This is a genomic window from Mesorhizobium sp. WSM4810, from assembly GCF_055811235.1.
Genome location: NZ_JBVVQV010000004.1, coordinates 97,960 through 117,682 on the forward strand (window position 1 = coordinate 97,960; position 19,723 = coordinate 117,682).

Annotated in this window: 19 protein-coding genes and 1 riboswitch; of the genes, 15 read left to right on the top strand and 4 right to left on the bottom strand. The window is 63.2% G+C overall.

What is annotated here, in order from left to right:
• From AC0L3O_RS07715 to AC0L3O_RS07730, 4 genes are all read right to left on the bottom strand, one after another.
• Positions 1-1,728, bottom strand: a 1,728-nt coding sequence (locus tag AC0L3O_RS07715; RefSeq protein WP_473615287.1) for a cobaltochelatase subunit CobN, incomplete at its 3' end; no start/stop codon positions are given.
• Between the two features lie 18 nt (positions 1,729-1,746).
• Entirely contained in the window at positions 1,747-2,784 is a 1,038-nt protein-coding gene (cobW, locus tag AC0L3O_RS07720; protein WP_473615288.1) for a cobalamin biosynthesis protein CobW, read from the bottom strand.
• A complete protein-coding gene (locus AC0L3O_RS07725; RefSeq protein WP_128173888.1) occupies positions 2,781-3,215 on the bottom strand; it encodes a DUF1636 family protein in 435 nt (144 codons plus the stop codon). The genes cobW and AC0L3O_RS07725 overlap by 4 nt, the downstream gene beginning before the upstream one ends.
• A gap of 38 nt (positions 3,216-3,253) precedes the next feature.
• Positions 3,254-3,458, bottom strand: a riboswitch (cobalamin riboswitch).
• Between the two features lie 29 nt (positions 3,459-3,487).
• Positions 3,488-4,687: a winged helix-turn-helix domain-containing protein gene (locus AC0L3O_RS07730; protein WP_023798849.1), complete on the bottom strand. Its 1,200-nt coding sequence runs from the start codon at positions 4,685-4,687 to the stop codon at positions 3,488-3,490.
• A gap of 335 nt (positions 4,688-5,022) precedes the next feature.
• Here AC0L3O_RS07730 and AC0L3O_RS07735 point away from each other — a divergent pair, with 335 nt between their 5' ends.
• The 15 genes from AC0L3O_RS07735 to AC0L3O_RS07805 all read left to right on the top strand — a co-directional run bounded on the left by AC0L3O_RS07735 (position 5,023) and on the right by AC0L3O_RS07805 (position 19,716).
• A complete protein-coding gene (locus AC0L3O_RS07735) occupies positions 5,023-5,388 on the top strand; it encodes an NADH-quinone oxidoreductase subunit A (RefSeq protein ID WP_128166995.1) in 366 nt (121 codons plus the stop codon).
• Positions 5,379-5,960, top strand: coding sequence for a NuoB/complex I 20 kDa subunit family protein (locus AC0L3O_RS07740; RefSeq protein WP_027156092.1), 582 nt, complete (start codon positions 5,379-5,381; stop codon positions 5,958-5,960). The genes AC0L3O_RS07735 and AC0L3O_RS07740 overlap by 10 nt, the downstream gene beginning before the upstream one ends.
• Positions 5,961-5,968: 8 nt before the next feature.
• Complete coding sequence (locus AC0L3O_RS07745) at positions 5,969-6,568, top strand: NADH-quinone oxidoreductase subunit C (RefSeq protein ID WP_287174710.1); 600 nt, start codon at positions 5,969-5,971, stop codon at positions 6,566-6,568.
• 9 nt (positions 6,569-6,577) lie between these two features.
• The gene (locus tag AC0L3O_RS07750) at positions 6,578-7,768 is read left to right on the top strand and encodes an NADH-quinone oxidoreductase subunit D (RefSeq protein WP_128166991.1); all 1,191 of its coding nucleotides are present in this window, start codon (positions 6,578-6,580) and stop codon (positions 7,766-7,768) included.
• Complete coding sequence (locus AC0L3O_RS07755) at positions 7,769-9,100, top strand: NADH-quinone oxidoreductase subunit E (protein ID WP_473615289.1); 1,332 nt, start codon at positions 7,769-7,771, stop codon at positions 9,098-9,100.
• A 10-nt stretch (positions 9,101-9,110) separates the two neighbouring features.
• Positions 9,111-10,415, top strand: coding sequence for an NADH-quinone oxidoreductase subunit NuoF (gene nuoF, locus AC0L3O_RS07760; protein ID WP_023798856.1), 1,305 nt, complete (start codon positions 9,111-9,113; stop codon positions 10,413-10,415).
• Between the two features lie 128 nt (positions 10,416-10,543).
• Complete coding sequence (locus tag AC0L3O_RS07765) at positions 10,544-11,236, top strand: NADH-ubiquinone dehydrogenase (RefSeq protein WP_128173885.1); 693 nt, start codon at positions 10,544-10,546, stop codon at positions 11,234-11,236.
• An 8-nt stretch (positions 11,237-11,244) separates the two neighbouring features.
• Complete coding sequence (locus AC0L3O_RS07770; RefSeq protein ID WP_023798858.1) at positions 11,245-11,553, top strand: pentapeptide repeat-containing protein; 309 nt, start codon at positions 11,245-11,247, stop codon at positions 11,551-11,553.
• The gene (gene nuoG / locus AC0L3O_RS07775) at positions 11,553-13,634 is read left to right on the top strand and encodes an NADH-quinone oxidoreductase subunit NuoG (RefSeq protein WP_287056155.1); all 2,082 of its coding nucleotides are present in this window, start codon (positions 11,553-11,555) and stop codon (positions 13,632-13,634) included. Before AC0L3O_RS07770 ends, nuoG begins: the two co-directional genes overlap by 1 nt.
• Position 13,635: 1 nt before the next feature.
• Positions 13,636-14,679: an NADH-quinone oxidoreductase subunit NuoH gene (gene nuoH, locus AC0L3O_RS07780; protein WP_023798860.1), complete on the top strand. Its 1,044-nt coding sequence runs from the start codon at positions 13,636-13,638 to the stop codon at positions 14,677-14,679.
• The gene (nuoI, locus tag AC0L3O_RS07785) at positions 14,679-15,170 is read left to right on the top strand and encodes an NADH-quinone oxidoreductase subunit NuoI (RefSeq protein WP_023798861.1); all 492 of its coding nucleotides are present in this window, start codon (positions 14,679-14,681) and stop codon (positions 15,168-15,170) included. The genes nuoH and nuoI overlap by 1 nt, the downstream gene beginning before the upstream one ends.
• Before the next feature lie 125 nt (positions 15,171-15,295).
• The gene (locus tag AC0L3O_RS07790) at positions 15,296-15,916 is read left to right on the top strand and encodes an NADH-quinone oxidoreductase subunit J (RefSeq protein ID WP_091594336.1); all 621 of its coding nucleotides are present in this window, start codon (positions 15,296-15,298) and stop codon (positions 15,914-15,916) included.
• A 1-nt stretch (position 15,917) separates the two neighbouring features.
• Positions 15,918-16,226 (top strand): NADH-quinone oxidoreductase subunit NuoK, encoded by a 309-nt coding sequence (nuoK, locus tag AC0L3O_RS07795; protein ID WP_023798863.1) that lies wholly within the window; start codon positions 15,918-15,920, stop codon positions 16,224-16,226.
• An 11-nt stretch (positions 16,227-16,237) separates the two neighbouring features.
• The gene (gene nuoL, locus AC0L3O_RS07800; RefSeq protein WP_287259834.1) at positions 16,238-18,211 is read left to right on the top strand and encodes an NADH-quinone oxidoreductase subunit L; all 1,974 of its coding nucleotides are present in this window, start codon (positions 16,238-16,240) and stop codon (positions 18,209-18,211) included.
• The gene (locus tag AC0L3O_RS07805) at positions 18,211-19,716 is read left to right on the top strand and encodes an NADH-quinone oxidoreductase subunit M (protein WP_023798865.1); all 1,506 of its coding nucleotides are present in this window, start codon (positions 18,211-18,213) and stop codon (positions 19,714-19,716) included. The genes nuoL and AC0L3O_RS07805 overlap by 1 nt, the downstream gene beginning before the upstream one ends.
• Positions 19,717-19,723: the final 7 nt, after the last annotated feature.

Genomic DNA, 19,723 nt, shown 5'->3' on the forward strand with positions numbered 1-19,723 from the left:
TGTTTGTGGCCGGTGGGGGGGGGGGTTTTTTTTTATTTTCCCCGCGGGGGGGCGCCCCCCCCCCCCCGCCCGCCGCCCCCCCCCCCCCCCCCCAACAGAGGGGGGTGCCTCGCACCAACCTGTCTCATCTTCAGCATTCCCCCATGCGGCCTCTACCACAGCCATTGCCTCAGCAGGCAATTCCTTCGAGAAGGTCAGATACTCCTTCAATGCCAACCCTTGATCGACCGACTCCAGCATCTCCAGCAATGCACGCGGCGTTTGCGGAATCCCTTCAACGACGTAGCCCTGTTCGCTCAGGTCGTGCAGCATCGCCAGCACGCTGGACGGCACGTCGAGGCCGACGGCGTAGCCGGTGCGGCCGGGGGCGCTCGGATAGTCGGGGATCAGGATGGCGAGCTTGCGCTTTTCGCGCGGCGTGCGCTGCAGGCGCACGAACGCGTCGACACGGTTCGCCACCTGGGCGACGCGGTCCGGCTCCGGCCGGTTGGCGAAGGCGCGGAAAGCCAATGCTGGATCGACCTCGCTTTCGCCCTTGAAGGAAACGGCGCCGGCAAGGATGCGGCCGTCGAGTTCCGGCAGGACGACATGCATGGCGAGGTCGGCGGGCGCCAGGCCGCGCTGGTTGTCTTGCCAGATATCGCGGCGTGTCGTCGCGACGATGACCTGGAAGACAGGAACGCCGGCGCGGTCGAACGGGGTTTCGACGCCGGGCTCAGCACCCGAGGCGAAGGCGGTCGCGGTGATGATGGCGGCAGGGTGTAGCGTGGCAAGCGCGGTTTCGACAAAGGCGAGCGAGGCCGGGTCCTTGAGGCTGGAGACGAAGATCGGCACGGGGGCCATGCCGCGCTGCCGCAGCGCTTCAAACAATGCGTCGATCGGCGCGACGTCGGCGGCGAGCAGCATCGAGCGGTAGAAGAGAATGGGGATGATGGGGGCGGATTCTATGGCTGCAAGGCCGCGTTCCTTCGCGCCCCCCTCTGTCCTGCCGGACATCTCCCCCACAAGGGGGGAGATCGCCCCGTCATCGACGCTGTTGTCAACGTTAGACGTTACAGAATTCGCGATGCGGTCAGTGACGGCTAATCTCCCCCCAAGTGGGGGAGATGTCCGGCAGGACAGAGGGGGGCGCGAAGGAACGCCGGCATTTGAAAAGTCCGGTCTTTCTACGCCCCCCAATCCCGGCTCATAAAATCCCGCCTTCGGCACGACAACCGGCTCCGCGACCGCCACGTCTGATCCGGCGAGACTTGCCAGCCTCCGCACCAGCGCCGTCATATTCTCCGGGCCGCCTTCGCGGAAATAGCCGAGCAGGCCGTCGAGCTCCTGGCGCGGCAGCGTCGAGCCTTCGATCAGCCGCAAATCCTCGTCGCGGCATTCGCCGGGCAGCAGCGCCAGTTTTATGCCGTGCGCGCGGGCGGTCGAGGCGAGCTGGTCGCAGCCATAGCGCCACCAGTCGTAACCGCCGAGGATGCGAACCAGAACAACCCTGGCGTGCCGGGCGACGCTGTCGATCCAGAGGTCTACTGACATCGGATGGCGCAGGTCACGTAGAGCCGCCAGCCGCATCGACGGCAGCCGATCCGCGTCCGCCTGCCACGCCGCCGCCAGCCCGGCCAGGTCGCTGTCGGTGAAGGACAGCGCCACGACATCCGCAGGCGTCTGCCTGAGATCGACAGGCTCGGCAAGATCGTCGAGCGAGGCGGATGTGGTGGTGAGGATGTGCATCGCGGCTCGTGCCTGAGGTCAGCCGGCGAGGATACGCTCGATCGCCGGGCGGTTCAGCCCTTTCAGGCCGATGACGACGAGGCGGGAGCGGCGATCGTCGGCGGCGGTCCAGGCGCGGTCGTAATAGTGGTTGACGCGCGGCCCGACTGCCTGCAGCAACAGCCGCATCGGCTTGCCGCCGACCTCGACGAAGCCTTTTACGCGCAGTACGTTTTCTTCTTCCGCCGCCGTGGCGACACGCAAAGCCAGCTCTTCGGGATTGGCAATCGACGGAATGTCGATGACGAACGAGTCAAAATCGTCATGCTCGTGATCGAGCTCGTCATCGTGGTGGGTCTTGCGGTTCTCGATGTCGTCCTCGACGGCAAGGCCGAGGCCGAGCAGCACGGAGGGATCGACCTTGCCCTGCGAGGCCGGCACGATCTTCACCGCGCGGGCGGCGTGCTTGCCGATGACGGCATTGGCGCGGGCCGAGCCGGCGGCGTCCATCAGGTCGCTCTTCGACAATATGATCAGGTCGGCGCAGGCGAGCTGGTCCTCGAACACCTCCTCGACCGGATCGTCGTGGTCGAGCGTCTCGTCCTGCGCGCGCTGCGCCTGCAGGGCGTCCATGTCGTCGGCAACGCGGCCTTCGGCCAGCGCCGGTCCGTCGACCACGGCAATGACGCCGTCGACCGTCACCCGGCTCTTCACCGTCGGCCACTGGAAGGCCTGGACCAGCGGCTTGGGCAGGGCCAGCCCGGAGGTTTCGATCAGGATATGGTCAACCCTGGGCGTCAGCGACAGGATCTGGTCGAGCGCCGGGACGAAATCGTCGGCGACGGTGCAGCAGATGCAGCCATTGGCCAGCTCGACGATGTTTTCCTCAGGGCAGGTGTCGATGCCGCATCCCTTAAGAATCTCGCCATCGATGCCGATGTCGCCGAACTCGTTGACGATGATGGCCAGCCGCTTGCCGCCAGCGTTTTCGAGCAGATGGCGGATCAGCGTCGTCTTGCCGGCGCCGAGGAAGCCGGTGACGACGGTGCAGGGCACGCGCGAGACGGAAGTGGTCATATCTGGTCCTTCAAAAGGTCGAGGGGAGGGATGCGGGCAACGAGGCCGCGCTTCAGGCAATCGGGGCGGCCGCGCCATGGCATGAGGCCGTCGGTCGAGGTGGCGAAGAGTTTTGCGCCGGTGATGAGATCGGCGCCGCTGGTCGCGGTCAGGTCGCCAAAGACATAGCTCCAGCAGCCGTCGCGCAGGATAGCGGCGCTGAGGCGGCGCTTGCAGTTGCCGAGGCATTCGACGCTGCGGATACGGATGTTTTCGCCAGAGGCGGCGCGGCGCGTGTCTTCGGCCAACAATTCGCCGGCGCGAGGATGGCCGTCGGAGCCGGTCTCGTCACGGCAGGAGGCGCAGACGATCACGGTGACGTCGGCCAGAGCATCATCATCGCCGGACAATACGCCCGCTGTCTCAGCCGAAAAACTGCTGTCGCGTTCCAAATCAGGCTCCTTGCCCGGAAAACCCGCCAGGCGATCGGATTCTTAAGTCCTAGACGGCAGGTCTCCTGGCTCGCGGGTCATCGCCTTCGTGCCGCCTTCCCGGGATTTTTCCCAGTGGTTATCGGCCTTGGCTCGTCGCTTACAGTTGCGGGGACAGCCGCGGATTTGAAATCGAGATTTCGCACCGCATTCCCTCTTGGCTCCTCCCTTTGCCGAGAGGAGACCGTCTGAACCGGATTTAGGCTTGTGGAGGCAGTCGTGTCAACGCACGTCTACGACGCCGCAATGTCGGCGAGAGCCGAACCCAGATCCCCGGCAGGCGTGACCTCGATACGTTCGAGCCCGAGCCAGCCTTGCATCAACTGCAATTCCTCAAAAAGTTCGGCGGCGGTTTGCGGCGGCGCGCCGGGCTCGGCATAGGCGGCATGGACGCGCAGCACGCCGGCCCGGCGGTCAGCCCTAAGGTCGATGCGCGCCACGATCCTTTCGCCGAGCAGGAACGGCAGCACATAATAGCCGTATTGGCGCTTTTCAGCAGGGGTGTAGATCTCGATGCGATAGCGGAAGTCGAACAGTCTTTCCGTACGCGTCCGTTCGAAGACTACCGGATCGAACGGAGCGAGCAAGGCGCGCGCCTCGATCTTGCGCGGAAAACGAACGTCCTTGTGAAGATAGGCGGGCTTGCTCCAGCCTTCGACCCGAACCGGCAAAAGATCACCGCCGTCGACCAGTTCCTCGATGCGGCCTTTGATATCAGCGGGAGAGAGGCGGAAATAGTCGCGCAGGTCGCCTGCTGTGGCGACGCCGTGGGCGCGGGCGGAGATGCGCAGCAATTCGCGGTGCGCATCCTCAGGCGAGGGCACCGGCAGGGCAAGTATTTCCGGCGGCAGCACGCGCTGCGGCAGATCATAAAGCCGCTCGAAGCCACGACGTGACGCCGTGGTGATGCGGCCGGCCCAGAACAGCCATTCGAAAGCGTGCTTGGCGTCGCTCCAGCCCCACCAGCCGCCGGAGCCTTTCTGGCCTTCCAGGGCGGAAGCGGCGATCGGGCCGCGTTCGACGACCTCGCGATAAATATCTTCAATGTAGGCGGCGCGCTCGCGGCCCCACTTGGCCAGCCCGTTATACATTTCCTCGCCACGTTCGGCCCGTTCCATGCGCCAGCGCATCAGCGGATAGGTCTCGACCGGCAGAAAGGAGGCTTCGTGCGCCCAATATTCGAAGACTTTGCGCTTGCGCGTCACGGCGGCGTTGTCGAGCAGGGCGAGCGGGTAGGGGCCAAGCCGCGAATAGAGCGGCATATAATGGGCACGCACCACCGCGCTGACGGAATCGATCTGCAGCAGACCGGTCCGGCCAAGCACACGGGCCAGATGGCGGCGATCGGGCGTGCCGTTAGGGCGAGGATCGGCAAACCCCTGTGCGGCAAGCGCGATGCGCCGGGCCATGGCGAGCGAGATTTTTTCCTTCATGCAGACGGCACTCTGTCGGCGTTTGACCAAAGGTGGGAGCGATGATTCCGCGCCATGCTAGCAGGGTTTTGGCGGCATCCATGTCAGGAGAGAAAAGTGGAGTAAACAGTGAAGGAAATCAAACAGGAGCGGATCGGACCAGTTTTTCCGGATATGCCGTCGAGCACCGTGTTTTGAACAAGGTTTGACTTGCTTCACCGAAAGCCCTGCGCTAACCCTCGCCGCGTTGCAGCATAGAGCCCCCTAAAACGGTTCAGTGGTTAAACTGTCACGCTTCCGCAAGTGGGTCCGGTGCTGTAATCAGAGTGGATTGGCCGCCAACGGAAAGCTGCAGCATGAACGCATTGTTGAGTTCGTACCTGCCCATCGTCCTGTTCATCGGCGTTGCGCTGGTCGTCGGCCTGGCGCTGCTTGCAGCACCCTTCCTGGTGGCCTACCGCAATCCCGATCCGGAAAAGCTTTCCGCCTATGAATGCGGCTTCAACTCGTTTGACGATGCCCGCATGAAGTTCGACATCCGCTTCTACCTGGTGTCGATCCTGTTCATCATCTTCGATCTGGAAGTGGCCTTCCTGTTTCCGTGGGCAGTGTCTTTCGGCCAGATCGGCATGCTCGGCTTCTGGTCGATGATGGTGTTTCTGGCGGTGCTGACCATCGGCTTTGCCTATGAATGGAAGAAAGGAGCGCTGGAATGGGATTGAGCGACAATTCCGGCACGCTCGTCGCGCCGAAGCCAAAAGGCATTCTCGACCCCAGCACCGGAAAGCCGGTGGGGGCGAATGATCCCTTCTTCCTCGAGATCAACAACGAGCTTGCCGACAAGGGCTTTCTCGTCACCTCGACCGAGGCGCTGATCACCTGGGCGCGCAGCGGCTCGCTGATGTTCATGACCTTCGGTCTTGCCTGCTGCGCGGTCGAGATGATCCATACCTCGATGCCGCGCTATGACTCGGAGAGGTTCGGCGTTGCGCCGCGCGCTTCGCCGCGCCAGTCCGATATCATGATCGTCGCCGGCACGCTGACCAACAAGATGGCGCCGGCGCTGCGCAAGGTCTACGACCAGATGCCGGAGCCGCGCTACGTCATCTCGATGGGCTCCTGCGCCAATGGCGGCGGCTACTACCACTATTCCTATTCGGTGGTGCGCGGCTGCGATCGCGTCGTGCCGGTCGACATCTATGTGCCCGGCTGTCCGCCGAGCGCGGAAGCGCTGCTCTACGGCATCCTTCTGTTGCAAAAGAAGATCCGCCGCACCGGCACGATCGAGCGGTGAGCGCGATGATGAGCCTGAATGAACTCTCGACCTATCTCGGCGAGAAGCTGAGCGGCCGGATCGGCGATGCGGTGCTTGCCTATGGCGAACTCACCATCTCGGTCGAGCCGCAGGATCTGATCGAGGTTGTGAGCTTCCTGCGCGACGATCCAAAATGCCAGTTCATCTCGATCATCGACGTCTGCGGCGCCGATTATCCATCGCGGGCCAAGCGCTTCGATGTCGTCTATCACCTGCTGTCGCCGAAGCAGAATATTCGCATCCGCATCAAGGTCCAGGCCGACGAGGAGACGGTGGTGCCGTCGATCACCGGTGTGTTTCCGGGCGCTGACTGGTTTGAACGCGAGACCTACGATCTCTATGGCGTGCTGTTCTCGGGCCACCCCGATTTGCGCAGGATCCTGACCGACTACGGCTTCGAAGGTCATCCGCTGCGCAAGGATTTCCCGCTGACCGGTTTCGTCGAGGTGCGCTACGACGACGAGGCCAAGCGGGTCATCTACGAGCCGGTGGAATTGAAACAGGAATTCCGCAATTTCGATTTTCTCAGCCCTTGGGAGGGGACGGATTACGTCCTTCCAGGCGACGAAAAAGCCAAGACGAATTGAGACGCCAGAATGGCTGAAACCTCCGTCCGCAATTTTAACATCAACTTTGGACCTCAACACCCTGCAGCGCATGGTGTTTTGAGGCTGGTTCTTGAGTTGGACGGCGAAGTCGTCGATCGCGTCGATCCGCATATCGGGCTGTTGCATCGCGGCACCGAGAAGCTGATCGAAGCCAAGACCTATTTGCAGGCCGTGCCCTATCTCGACCGGCTCGACTATTGCGCGCCGATGAACCAGGAGCATGCCTTTGCGCTGGCCGCCGAGCGGTTGCTCGGCATCGAGGTGCCGAAGCGCGGCCAGCTGATCCGCGTGCTCTATTGCGAGATCGGCCGCATCATGTCGCACATCCTCAATGTGACGACACAGGCAATGGATGTCGGCGCGCTGACGCCGCCGCTATGGGGTTTTGTCGAGCGCGAAAAGCTGATGGTGTTTTATGAGCGGGCCAGCGGCTCGCGCATGCATGCCGCCTATTTCCGGCCCGGCGGCGTCCACCAGGACCTGCCGCAGCAGCTGGTCGAGGATATCGGCACGTGGATCGACCCGTTCCTGAAATCGCTCGACGACCTCGACGCGTTGCTCACCGGCAACCGCATCTTCAAGCAGCGCAATGTCGACATCGGCACCGTCTCGCTGGCCGACGCCTGGGCCTGGGGCTTTTCCGGCGTCATGGTGCGCGGCTCCGGTGTCGCTTGGGATCTGCGCAAGTCGCAGCCTTACGAATGCTATGCCGAGATGGATTTCGACATTCCGATCGGCAAGAACGGCGACTGCTACGACCGTTATCTCGTGCGTATGGAAGAGATGCGCCAGTCGGCGAAAATCATGCGCCAGTGCGTCGACCTGCTGCTCGGCAAGGAGGGCACGGGACCGGTGTCGAACCTCGACGGCAAGGTGGTGCCGCCGAAGCGCGCGGCGATGAAGCGCTCGATGGAAGCGCTGATCCATCACTTCAAGCTCTACACCGAGGGCTATCGCGTGCCGGCCGGCGAGGTCTATGCGGCGGTGGAAGCGCCGAAAGGCGAGTTTGGCGTCTACCTGGTCTCGGACGGCACCAACAAGCCCTATCGCTGCAAGCTGCGCGCGCCCGGCTTCGCGCATCTGCAAGCCATGGACTTTTTGTGCCGCGGCCACATGCTGGCCGACGTCACCGCCGTTCTCGGCTCCCTCGACATCGTGTTTGGTGAGGTCGATCGATAAATGTCAGTCCGCCGTCTCGCAGAAGCCAGCCTCCAGCCAGCCTCCTTCGCCTTCAACCGGGCGAATGCGGCGGCGGCGAAGCAATGGATCAACAAATATCCGAAGGGCCGCGAGCAGTCGGCGATCATCCCGTTGCTGATGCTTGCGCAGGAGCAGGAAGGCTGGGTGACCAAGGCTGCGATCGAGACGATCTCCGACATGCTCGGCATGCCCTACATCAGAGGGCTCGAAGTCGCGACCTTCTACACGCAGTACCAGCTCAATCCGGTCGGCACCCGCGCGCATATCCAGGTCTGTGGCACCACGCCCTGCATGCTGCGCGGCTCGGAAGCGCTGATGGACGTGTGCCGTTCGAAAATCCATCACGACCAGTTCCACACCAACGACAAGGGCACGCTGTCGTGGGAAGAGGTCGAATGCCTTGGCGCCTGCGTCAACGCGCCGATGGTGATGATTTTCAAGGACACTTTCGAGGATCTGACGCCGGAGCGGCTTGCCGAGATCATCGACCTCTATGATGCCGGCAAGGGCGCCTCGGTGAAGCCGGGGCCGCAGAACGGCCGCATCACCTCCGAGCCGATCACCGGCCTGACGACGCTGAAGAGCGAAAAGGCAATCCTGAAGACCACCCGCGACAGGGAAGCCAAGGCGGCTGCCAAGGCCGCCAGGGCGGCTGCACCAGCGGCAATTGTCGCGACGCCAGCGGCTCCGGCCGTACAGACACCGGCGGCCCCCGTTGCGCCGTCGAAAGCCAGCAAGCCGAAGACCGATGCGCCCGAAACCAGCCCGGCGCTGGAGACGCCTTCCCCGGCAAAGGTCGCACCAGAGACGGAAAAGGCGGCGAGCGTCAGAGCACCGCGGCATTCGGCGGCCAATGCCAACAAGGCCGCGCCGCAAGTCGAAAAAGTTTTGAAACAGCGCAGCGGTCCCAAGACCAAGGCTGAGCCGACGGCTGCTTTCAAGGCGCCGGAGTTGAAGGAAGCGCCGATCGGCGCTGCCGGCAAAAAACCCGTCAAGACGACCAGTGCCAAGACGGGCAATCCTTCGCTCGAGGACAAGAACCGTCCGGCCGGCATCGCCAGGCCGGCACTGGTCGACGATCTCAAGCTGATCTCGGGCGTCGGCCCGAATATCGAAGGCACCCTGCATTCACTTGGTATCTTCACCTATGTGCAAGTCGCGTCATGGACCAAGGCCGAGCGCGCGTGGGTCGACGGCTATCTCAGCCTGCGGGGCCGCATCGAGCGCGATGACTGGGTCAAGCAGGCCAAGGCGCTGGCCAAGGGCGGGGTCGCCGAATATATCCGCGTCTTCGGCAAGAAACCGGTCTGAGGGACGAACAATGCTTCAGGACAGAGACCGCATCTTCAACAACATCTACGGCCGCTTCGACAAGTCGCTGGCCGGTGCGATGGCGCGCGGCGCCTGGGACAACACGCCCGGCATCATCGCCAAGGGGCGCGACTGGATCGTCAACGAGATGAAGGCGTCAGGCCTGCGCGGCCGCGGCGGCGCCGGCTTCCCGACCGGGCTGAAATGGTCGTTCATGCCCAAGCAGAGCGACGGCCGGCCGAGCTATCTCGTCGTCAACGCCGATGAATCCGAGCCCGGCACCTGCAAGGACCGCGACATTTTGCGCCATGACCCGCACACGCTGGTCGAAGGCTGCCTGATCGCCGGCTTCGCCATGGGCGCGATCGCCGCCTACATCTATGTGCGCGGCGAGTTCGTCCGCGAGCGCGAGGCGCTGCAGCGCGCTATCGACGAGGCCTATGCGGCCAGGCTGATCGGCAAGAACAATACCTCCGGATACGATTTCGACATCTACATGCATCATGGCGCCGGCGCCTATATCTGCGGCGAGGAAACGGCGCTGCTCGAAAGCCTCGAAGGCAAGAAGGGCCAGCCGCGGCTGAAGCCGCCGTTTCCGGCCAATGTCGGCCTCTATGGCTGCCCGACGACGGTCAACAATGTCGAGTCGATCGCGGTGGCGCCGACCATTTTGCGCCGCGGCGCGGCGTGGTTCTCGTCGTTCGGCCGGCCCAACAACGTCGGCACCAAGCTGTTCTGCGTTTCGGGCCACGTCAATACGCCGTGCACCGTCGAAGAGGCGATGTCGATCCCGTTCCGCGAGCTGATCGAGACGCATTGCGGCGGCATTCGCGGCGGCTGGGACAATCTGCTGGCGGTCATTCCGGGCGGCGCTTCGGTGCCGCTGGTGCCGGCGGAGCAGATCATCGATGCACCGATGGATTTCGATGCGTTGCGCGACCTGAAATCGGGTCTCGGCACGGCGGCTGTCATCGTCATGGACAAATCGACAGATATCGTGAAGGCGATCGCCCGGCTTTCCTACTTCTACAAGCACGAGAGCTGCGGCCAGTGCACACCGTGCCGCGAAGGCACCGGCTGGATGTGGCGGGTGATGGAGCGGCTGGTGCGCGGCGAGGCGCAGAAGCGCGAGATCGACATGCTGCTCGACGTGACCAAACAGGTCGAAGGCCACACGATCTGCGCGCTGGGTGATGCGGCGGCGTGGCCGATCCAGGGCCTGATGCGGCATTTCCGCGGCGAGGTGGAGCGGCGTATCGACGAGTTTTCGCGCAATGCGCACCGGGCAGAGCCGGTGATGGTGGCGGCGGAATAGACGAGAGTTGAAAGACGGGCGAATGCCCGATTTGAGATACGGGCAAGAGCCCGATCTGAAATACGGGCGAATGCCCGATCTGAGGAAACAGGCCGGGGCATACGGAAGAAACGACCAGGAGACTACCTATGTCGCTGAATTCGAGACCCGAACATTTGATGCCAGATTTGGACCCGTTCGAGAAGATGAACCAGGACCTGACCAGGATGATGCCGAAGGAGATGGCCAGCGCCGTCAATCTCCTGGCGCACCCTGTCGCGGGTGCGGCAGCGATGTCGGCGCTCTGCATCGGGCTTGCCAATCATGCCTTTGGGTTGTGGATGGGCGTGCTCTCGGGAGCCGCCGAGGCCTCGCAGCGGCTCTTCCAGCCGATCGTCGACGATTTCGATGCCAGGGTAGAACGCTTTTCGCAGACAGGGACAAGCTCCTCGACCAAGGCGCGCGCGGCGACGAAAACCTTGATCGCCGAGGCGCAGTCCTTCGCCAGGAACGTGAATGACATAGCCGCGAACAGCATGGATGATGCACGCAGCGTGGTGGATGCGGCTGCCGCACCGGCCGGGTTGATGCCGGAGGATTTCAAGCAGCCCAAGGCAATGGATCGTCCGGAAAACCCGGCAGACCTCAAGGCAATATCGGGCATCGGGCCGAAGCTGGAACAGGTGCTGAACGGCCTGGGCATCTGGACCTACGGCCAGATCGCGACATGGACGCCGGAAGAGATCGCCTGGGTCGACGATTATCTGTCGTTCAAGGGCCGCATCGGTCGCGACAACTGGCTTGGCCAGGCAGCGGCGCTGGCCGCCAAGGCCGAGAGGTAGGCGACGCGATGGAGGTCCACGACAGGCGCGATGTTCTCGACGTGCGCAACGCCATCGTCAGCAATTCCAGTTTCGATGACGTCAACATGTCGAACACCCGGTTTCACGACGTCAACCTGTCGGCGGCCAGGATCCACCGCACCAACCTGAGCAACACCAAGGTGGAAGACGCCAATCTTTCGAACGCGTATTTCACCAACGTGAACATGAGCAACGTGAAGATAGACGCGCAGGTTGCGGGCATGATGATCAACGGCATCAGCCTTGAAGACCTGTTCCAGGCATATGAGACGGCGAAGACCGCCGGGGGCAATTGATGGCAAAGCTCAAGGTCGACGGGAAAGAGATTACTGTACCCGACCACTACACGCTGCTGCAGGCAGCCGAGGACGCCGGCGCCGAAGTGCCGCGCTTCTGCTTCCATGAGCGGCTGTCGATCGCCGGCAATTGCCGCATGTGCCTGATCGAGGTGAAGGGCGGGCCGCCCAAGCCGCAGGCGTCCTGCGCCATGGGCGTGCGCGATCTGCGTCCGGGACCAAATGGCGAAACGCCGGAAATTTTCACCAACACGCCGATGGTCAAGAAGGCCCGGGAAGGCGTGATGGAATTCCTGCTGATCAACCATCCGCTCGATTGCCCGATCTGCGACCAGGGCGGCGAGTGCGACCTGCAGGACCAGGCGATGGCGTTCGGCGTCGATTCCTCGCGCTATCACGAGAACAAGCGGGCGGTCGAAGACAAATATATCGGGCCGCTGGTCAAGACGATCATGAACCGCTGCATCCATTGCACGCGCTGCGTCCGCTTCACCACCGAAATTGCCGGCATTTCCGAACTCGGCCTGATCGGCCGCGGTGAGGACGCCGAAATTACCACCTATCTCGAAAGCGCGATGACATCGGAACTGCAGGGCAACGTCATTGATCTTTGCCCGGTCGGCGCGCTAACCTCCAAGCCCTACGCCTTCCAGGCGCGGCCGTGGGAACTGACCAAGACCGAATCCATCGATGTGATGGACGCCGTCGGCTCGGCGATCCGCGTCGATTCCAGAGGCCGCGAGGTGATGCGCATCCTGCCGCGCACCAACGAGGCGGTGAACGAGGAGTGGATTTCCGACAAGACCCGCTTCATCTGGGACGGTCTGCGCACCCAGCGCCTCGACCGGCCATATGTCCGCAAGAACGGCAAGCTGGCTCCGGCAAGCTGGGCCGAGGCTTTTTCCGCGATCAAGGAAGCGGTGTCGCGAACCGCGCCCGACAAGATCGGCGCCATATCAGGCGATCTCGCCGCCGTCGAGGAGATCTATGCGCTGAAGCTGCTGATGGCCTCGCTCGGCTCGAAGAACACCGACTGCCGCCAGGATGGCGCCGCGCTCGATCCGTCGCTCGGCCGGGCAAGCTATCTCTTCAACCCGACCATCGAGGGCATCGAGCAGGCCGACGCGGTGCTGATCATCGGCGCCAATCCGCGCTTCGAGGCTTCCTTGCTCAACGCCCGCATCCGCAAGCGCTGGCGGCTCGGCAACCTGCCGGTCGGCGTCATCGGCGATGTCGGCGATACGCGCTACGACTATGAGCAGCTCGGCGCCGGACCGGAATCGCTGAAGGATTTGGCCGACGGCAACGGCAAATTCTTCCAGGTGCTGAAGCAGGCGACGCATCCGCTTGTCATCGTCGGTCAGGGCGCGCTGTCGCGCTCGGACGGCGCGGCCGTGCTCGGTCAGGCGGCGAAGCTCAGCCTGGCCGTCAATGCCGCGAGAGCCGACTGGAACGGCTTTGCCGTGCTGCACACTGCGGCGGCGCGTGTCGGCGGTCTCGATGTCGGCTTCGTGCCGGGCGAGGGCGGCAAGAACGTCGCCGGCATGCTGGGCGATATGGAGGTGCTGTTCCTGCTCGGCGCCGACGAGATCGACATGACCAGGACCGGCGGCGCCTTCGTCGTCTATATCGGCACGCATGGCGACCACGGCGCGCACCGCGCCGACGTCATCCTGCCGGGCGCCGCCTATACCGAAAAATCGGGCACCTACGTCAACACCGAGGGCCGGGTGCAACAGACCAACCGCGCCGGCTTCGCGCCGGGCGATGCGCGCGAGGACTGGGCGATCCTGCGGGCGCTGTCGGATGTGCTGGGCAAGAGATTGTCGTTCGATTCGCTGCCGCAGCTGCGCGCAAAACTCTATGGCGAATACCCGCATCTTGCCCGCATCGACCAGGTCGCGGCCGGCAATGCTGACGATATCGCCAAGGTGGCGAAGCTTGGCGGGCGGCTTGGCAAGGGCGCCTTCACCTCGCCGGTCAAGGATTTCTACCTGACCAACCCGATCGCGCGGGCTTCCGCAGTGATGGCGGAGTGCTCGGCGCTGGCGAAAAACGGTTTTAGGCAGGCGGCGGAATAGCATGGACACCTTCTTCTCCTTCTACGTGCTGCCGGCGCTTCTCATCCTGCTGAAGTCGGTCGTGCTGATCGTCGTGCTGTTGATCTTCGTCGCCTACATCCTGTACGCGGACCGCAAGATCTGGGCGGCGGTGCAGCTGCGCCGCGGCCCGAACGTCGTCGGCCCATGGGGCACGCTGCAGGCTTTCGCCGACCTTCTGAAGTTCGTGTTCAAGGAGCCGGTGATTCCGTCCGGCGCCAACAAGGGCGTTTTTCTGCTGGCGCCCTTGGTTTCGGCGGTGCTGGCGATCTCGGCCTGGGCGGTGATCCCGGTCAATGAGGGCTGGGCGATCGCCAACGTCAATGTCGGCATCCTCTATGTCTTCGCCATCTCCTCGCTCGAGGTCTATGGCGTGATCATGGGCGGCTGGGCGTCCAACTCGAAATATCCGTTCCTCGGCGCGCTGCGCTCGGCCGCGCAGATGGTGTCCTACGAGGTCTCGATCGGTTTCGTCATCGTCACGGTGCTGCTTTGCGTCGGCTCGCTCAACCTGTCCGACATCGTGCTGTCGCAGCAGGACGGCCTTGGCACAAGGGTTGGCCTGCCAAACACCTTCCTCGACTGGCATTGGCTGTCGCTGTTCCCGATGTTCGTCATCTTCTTCATCTCTGCGCTGGCCGAGACCAACCGCCCGCCCTTCGACCTGGTGGAAGCCGAATCGGAACTCGTCGCCGGCCATATGGTCGAATATTCGTCGACGCCGTTCCTGCTGTTCTTCCTCGGCGAGTATGTCGCCATCGTCTTGATGTGCGCGCTGGCCACCATCCTGTTCCTCGGCGGCTGGCTGCCGCCCTTCGATTTCGCTCCCTTCACCTGGGTGCCGGGGCTGATCTGGTTCGTGCTCAAGGTCTGCCTGGTGTTCTTCATGATCTCGATGGTGAAGGCCTTCGTGCCGCGCTACCGCTACGACCAGCTGATGCGGCTCGGCTGGAAGGTCTTCCTGCCGATCTCGCTGGCGATGGTGGTGATTGTCGCCGCGTTCCTCAAGATCACGGGGTTTGCGTGATGTCTGCTCTAGCCCAAGCCGCAAAATCCCTGCTGCTGCAGGATTTCGTCAGCGCTTTCTTCCTGTCGATGCGCCAGTTCTTCGCGCCGAAGGAGACGATCAACTATCCGCACGAGAAGGGGCCGACCAGCCCGCGCTTCCGCGGCGAGCATGCGCTGCGCCGCTATCCGAACGGCGAGGAACGCTGCATCGCCTGCAAATTGTGCGAGGCGATCTGTCCGGCGCAGGCGATCACCATCGAGGCCGGCCCGCGCCGCAACGACGGCACCCGCCGCACCGTGCGCTACGACATCGATATGGTGAAGTGCATCTATTGCGGCTTCTGCCAGGAGGCCTGCCCGGTCGACGCCATCGTCGAAGGGCCGAATTTCGAATTCGCGACCGAGACGCGCGAGGAACTTTATTACGACAAGGACAAGCTCCTGGCCAATGGCGACCGCTGGGAGCGCGAACTGGCGCGCAACATCTCGCTGGACGCGCCGTACCGCTGACATTTGACGCATGGACGGGGCGAGAGGCCTCGTCTAAGGAACACGCGGCTTCGGCACCGGAGGCGGAACGAAGCACACATCGAACAGGACGAACGTCCTGTTCGGACAGGAACCCGGGGGAACCCATGCTGAATGGACTAGAGGCGGCCTTTTTCTACCTCTTCGCCTTTGTCGCGGTGGCGTCGGCGTTCATGGTCATTTCGGCGCGCAATCCCGTGCATTCGGTGCTGTTCCTGATCCTGACCTTCTTCAATGCCGCGGGCCTCTTCATGCTGACCGGCGCCGAGTTCCTGGCGATGATCCTGCTCGTCGTCTATGTCGGCGCGGTCATGGTGCTGTTCCTGTTCGTCGTCATGATGCTCGACGTCGATTTCGCCGAGATGAAAGAAGGCGCCCTGCAATACGCGCCGATCGGCGCGCTGGTCGGGCTGATCCTGGCGGCTGAGCTGATCGTCGTGCTCGGCGGCTATACATTCGCGCCGCAACTGGCGGCGACGGTTGCAAAACCCATTCCGGACCTTGCCGCGCGCTCGAACACGGCAGCGCTCGGCGACATCCTCTACACCGACTACCTCTACTACTTCCAGATTGCCGGCCTTGTGCTGCTGGTCGCCATGATCGGCGCCATCGTGCTGACGCTGCGCCACAAGCCGGGCATCAAGCGGCAGTCGATCGCCGCCCAGGTCGGCCGCACGCCGGCAACGGGAATGGAAATCCGCAAGGTCAAGACGGGCGAAGGAATCTGAGATGGTCGTCGGCATCGCACATTATCTGACCGTATCGGCGATCCTGTTCACGCTCGGCGTGTTCGGCATTTTTCTCAACCGCAGGAACATCATCGTCATCCTGATGTCGATCGAGCTGATCCTGCTTGCGGTCAACATCAATTTCGTCGCCTTCTCGGCAGCGCTAGGCGATCTCGTCGGACAGGTGTTCGCGCTGTTCGTGCTGACGGTCGCAGCGGCTGAAGCGGCGATCGGCCTCGCCATTCTCGTCGTCTTCTTCCGCAACCGCGGCTCGATCGCGGTCGAAGACGTGAACATGATGAAGGGTTGACGGAAACCACCATGTATCAGGCCATCGTCTTCCTTCCTCTGCTCGGCTTCCTGATCGTCGGCCTGTTCGGCACGTCGCTCGGCGCCAAGGCGTCCGAATACATCACCTCCGGCTTCCTGGTGATATCAGCCGTGCTGTCGTGGGTCGCCTTCTTCGCCGTCGGCTTCGGCGAGGGCGAGGTGTTCACCGTGCCGGTGCTGCGCTGGATCCAGTCGGGCGGGCTGGAGGCCGCATGGGCACTGCGCATCGACACGCTGACGGTGGTCATGCTGGTCGTCGTCAACACGGTGTCGGCGCTGGTCCACATCTACTCGATCGGCTACATGCATCACGACCCGAACCGGCCGCGCTTCTTCGCCTATCTGTCGCTGTTCACCTTCGCCATGCTGATGCTGGTGACGGCTGACAACCTCGTGCAGATGTTCTTCGGCTGGGAAGGCGTCGGCCTCGCCTCCTATCTGCTGATCGGCTTCTGGTACAAGAAACCGTCGGCCAATGCCGCCGCGATCAAGGCCTTCGTCGTCAACCGCGTCGGCGATTTCGGTTTCGCGCTCGGCATCTTCGGCGTGTTCGTGCTGTTCGGCTCGGTCAATCTCGGCACCATCTTCGCCAATGCGGCGACGTTCATTCCGGCCGAAGGCGGCTCGCAGGGCGCTGCCGTACTGACCTTCCTCGGCTATGCGCTCGACAAGCAGGCTGCGATGACCGTCGTCTGTCTCTTGCTGTTCATGGGCGCCATGGGCAAGTCGGCGCAGGTGCCGCTGCACACCTGGCTGCCGGACGCCATGGAAGGCCCGACGCCGGTCTCGGCGCTCATCCATGCCGCCACAATGGTGACGGCCGGCGTGTTCATGCTGGCGCGGCTGTCGCCGCTGTTCGAGCTGTCGCATTCGGCGCTGATCGTGGTCACCTTCATCGGCGCTTTCACCGCCTTCTTCGCGGCGACCGTCGGCCTCGTCCAGAACGACATCAAGCGCGTCATCGCCTATTCGACCTGCTCGCAGCTCGGCTACATGTTCGTGGCGCTCGGCGTCGGCGCCTATGGCGCGGCGATCTTCCATCTGTTCACGCATGCCTTCTTCAAGGCGCTGCTGTTCCTTGGCTCCGGCTCGGTGATCCACGCCGTCTCCGATGAACAGGACATGCGCAGGATGGGCGGCCTCAGAACGCTCATTCCGAAGACCTACTGGATGATGGTGATCGGCACGCTGGCGCTGACCGGCGTCGGCATTCCGGTGACGGTCATCGGCACCGCCGGCTTCTTCTCCAAGGACGCGATCATCGAAAGCGCCTTTGCCGCGCATAATCCGGTCGCCGGCCTTTCCTTCGTGCTGCTGGTCGTCGCTGCCTGCTTCACCAGCTTCTATTCCTGGCGGCTGATCTTCATGACCTTCCACGGCCAGCCGCGGGCGAGCCACGAGGTCATGCACCATGTCCATGAATCGCCGCCGGTCATGCTGGTGCCGCTGTACATCCTGGCGGCGGGCGCGCTGTTCGCCGGCGTGATCTTCCATGGCGCCTTCATCGGCGAGGGCTATGCCGAGTTCTGGAAGGCGTCGCTGTTCACGCTGCCGGAGAACCACATCCTGCACGACATCCACGAAGTGCCGTTTTGGGTGAAGCTGTCGCCGTTCGTCGCCATGCTGATCGGCTTTGCGATTGCCTGGCAATTCTACATCCGCGCGCCGGAGATGCCGAAGAACCTGGCGGCGCAGCATCGCGGGCTCTACGCCTTCCTGCTCAACAAGTGGTATTTCGACGAACTCTTCGACTTCCTGTTCGTGCGGCCGGCAAAACGCCTCGGCCACTTCCTGTGGAAGACCGGCGACGGCACCGTGATCGACGGACTTGGTCCTGACGGGGTGTCGGCGCGCGTCGTCGACGTCACCAACCGGGTCGTCAAACTGCAGACCGGCTATCTCTACCACTATGCCTTCGCCATGCTGATCGGCGTTGCCGCATTCGTCACCTGGATGATGCTCTGATGACCGCCTGGCCGATCCTCTCGCTGGTCACCTTCCTGCCGCTGGTTGGTGTGCTGTTCATTCTGCTGATCAACGACGACAGCGAGAATGCCCGCCGCAACATCCGCGCCATTGCCTTGTGGACGACTGGTATCACCTTCATCATCTCGCTGTTCATCTGGACCGGCTTCGACAATGCGGAGCCCGGCTTCCAGTTCGTCGAGAAGTTTGCCTGGCTGGATTCCGGCATCTCCTACCATATGGGCGTCGACGGCATCTCGATGCTGTTCGTCATCCTGACCACCTTCCTGATGCCGCTCTGCATCCTGGCTTCGTGGGAATCAATCGAGAAGCGCGTCAAGGCCTACATGATCGCCTTCCTGCTGCTGGAGACGCTGATGATCGGCGTGTTCTGCGCGCTCGACATCGTCTTGTTCTACGTCTTCTTCGAAGCCGGCCTGATCCCGATGTTCATCATCATCGGCGTGTGGGGCGGCAAGCGGCGCGTCTACGCCTCGTTCAAGTTCTTCCTCTACACGCTGGCCGGCTCGGTGCTGATGCTGCTCGCCATCATGGCGATGTTCTTCCAGTCCGGCACCACCGACATCCCGACGCTCCTGACGCACAACTTCCCGGCCTCCATGCAGACCTGGCTATGGCTCGCCTTCTTCGCCTCCTTCGCCGTGAAGATGCCGATGTGGCCGGTGCACACCTGGCTGCCGGACGCCCATGTCGAGGCGCCGACGGCCGGTTCGGTGATCCTGGCCGCCATCCTGCTGAAGATGGGCGGATACGGCTTCCTGCGCTTCTCCCTGCCGATGTTTCCGATCGCCTCGGAGATGTTTGCGCCGCTGGTCTTCGCGCTGTCCGTCGTCGCCATCATCTACACCTCGCTGGTGGCGTTGATGCAGGAGGACATGAAGAAGCTGATCGCCTATTCGTCGGTCGCCCATATGGGCTTCGTCACCATGGGCATCTTCGCGATGAACCAGGAAGGCGTCCAGGGGGCGATCTTCCAGATGCTGTCGCACGGCCTCGTCTCCGGCGCGCTGTTCCTCTGCGTCGGCGTCATCTACGACCGCATGCACACGCGCGACATCGACGCCTATGGCGGGCTGGTCAACAACATGCCCAAATACGCCACCGTGTTCATGATCTTCACCATGGCCAATGTCGGCCTGCCCGGCACCAGCGGCTTCGTCGGCGAGTTCCTGACCATGCTCGGCGTGTTCCGGGTCAACACCTGGGTGGCGTTCTTCGCCGCCACCGGCGTCATCCTGTCGGCGGCCTATGCGCTGTGGCTGTATCGCCGGGTGATCTTCGGCGCGCTGACCAAGGACAGCCTGAAAGGCCTGCTCGACCTGTCGACGCGCGAGAAGGTGATCATCTACCCGCTGGCCGTGCTGGTCATCTTCTTCGGCGTCTACCCGGCGCCGGTCTTCGACGCGACCGCCGCATCGGTCAAGGCGCTCGTCACCAATGTCACCGCATCCATCGACACCGCGCAGACCGCGGCGGCGAACTGACCCGAGA

Bases quoted from the DNA above. Each gene is read 5' to 3' on its own strand.
- nuoL (WP_287259834.1), top strand. From the start codon at position 16,238: ATGTATCAGGCCATCGTCTTCCTTCCTCTGCTCGGCTTCCTGATCGTC.
- nuoF (WP_023798856.1), top strand. From the start codon at position 9,111: ATGCTTCAGGACAGAGACCGCATCTTCAACAACATCTACGGCCGCTTC.
- nuoH (WP_023798860.1), top strand. From the start codon at position 13,636: ATGGACACCTTCTTCTCCTTCTACGTGCTGCCGGCGCTTCTCATCCTG.
- AC0L3O_RS07745 (WP_287174710.1), top strand. From the start codon at position 5,969: ATGAGCCTGAATGAACTCTCGACCTATCTCGGCGAGAAGCTGAGCGGC.
- AC0L3O_RS07805 (WP_023798865.1), top strand. From the start codon at position 18,211: ATGACCGCCTGGCCGATCCTCTCGCTGGTCACCTTCCTGCCGCTGGTT.
- AC0L3O_RS07765 (WP_128173885.1), top strand. From the start codon at position 10,544: ATGTCGCTGAATTCGAGACCCGAACATTTGATGCCAGATTTGGACCCG.
- AC0L3O_RS07735 (WP_128166995.1), top strand. From the start codon at position 5,023: ATGAACGCATTGTTGAGTTCGTACCTGCCCATCGTCCTGTTCATCGGC.
- AC0L3O_RS07770 (WP_023798858.1), top strand. From the start codon at position 11,245: ATGGAGGTCCACGACAGGCGCGATGTTCTCGACGTGCGCAACGCCATC.
- AC0L3O_RS07730 (WP_023798849.1), bottom strand. From the start codon at position 4,687: ATGAAGGAAAAAATCTCGCTCGCCATGGCCCGGCGCATCGCGCTTGCC.
- AC0L3O_RS07790 (WP_091594336.1), top strand. From the start codon at position 15,296: ATGCTGAATGGACTAGAGGCGGCCTTTTTCTACCTCTTCGCCTTTGTC.
- cobW (WP_473615288.1), bottom strand. From the start codon at position 2,784: ATGACCACTTCCGTCTCGCGCGTGCCCTGCACCGTCGTCACCGGCTTC.
- AC0L3O_RS07755 (WP_473615289.1), top strand. From the start codon at position 7,769: ATGTCAGTCCGCCGTCTCGCAGAAGCCAGCCTCCAGCCAGCCTCCTTC.
- nuoI (WP_023798861.1), top strand. From the start codon at position 14,679: ATGTCTGCTCTAGCCCAAGCCGCAAAATCCCTGCTGCTGCAGGATTTC.
- nuoG (WP_287056155.1), top strand. From the start codon at position 11,553: ATGGCAAAGCTCAAGGTCGACGGGAAAGAGATTACTGTACCCGACCAC.
- AC0L3O_RS07740 (WP_027156092.1), top strand. From the start codon at position 5,379: ATGGGATTGAGCGACAATTCCGGCACGCTCGTCGCGCCGAAGCCAAAA.
- AC0L3O_RS07750 (WP_128166991.1), top strand. From the start codon at position 6,578: ATGGCTGAAACCTCCGTCCGCAATTTTAACATCAACTTTGGACCTCAA.
- nuoK (WP_023798863.1), top strand. From the start codon at position 15,918: ATGGTCGTCGGCATCGCACATTATCTGACCGTATCGGCGATCCTGTTC.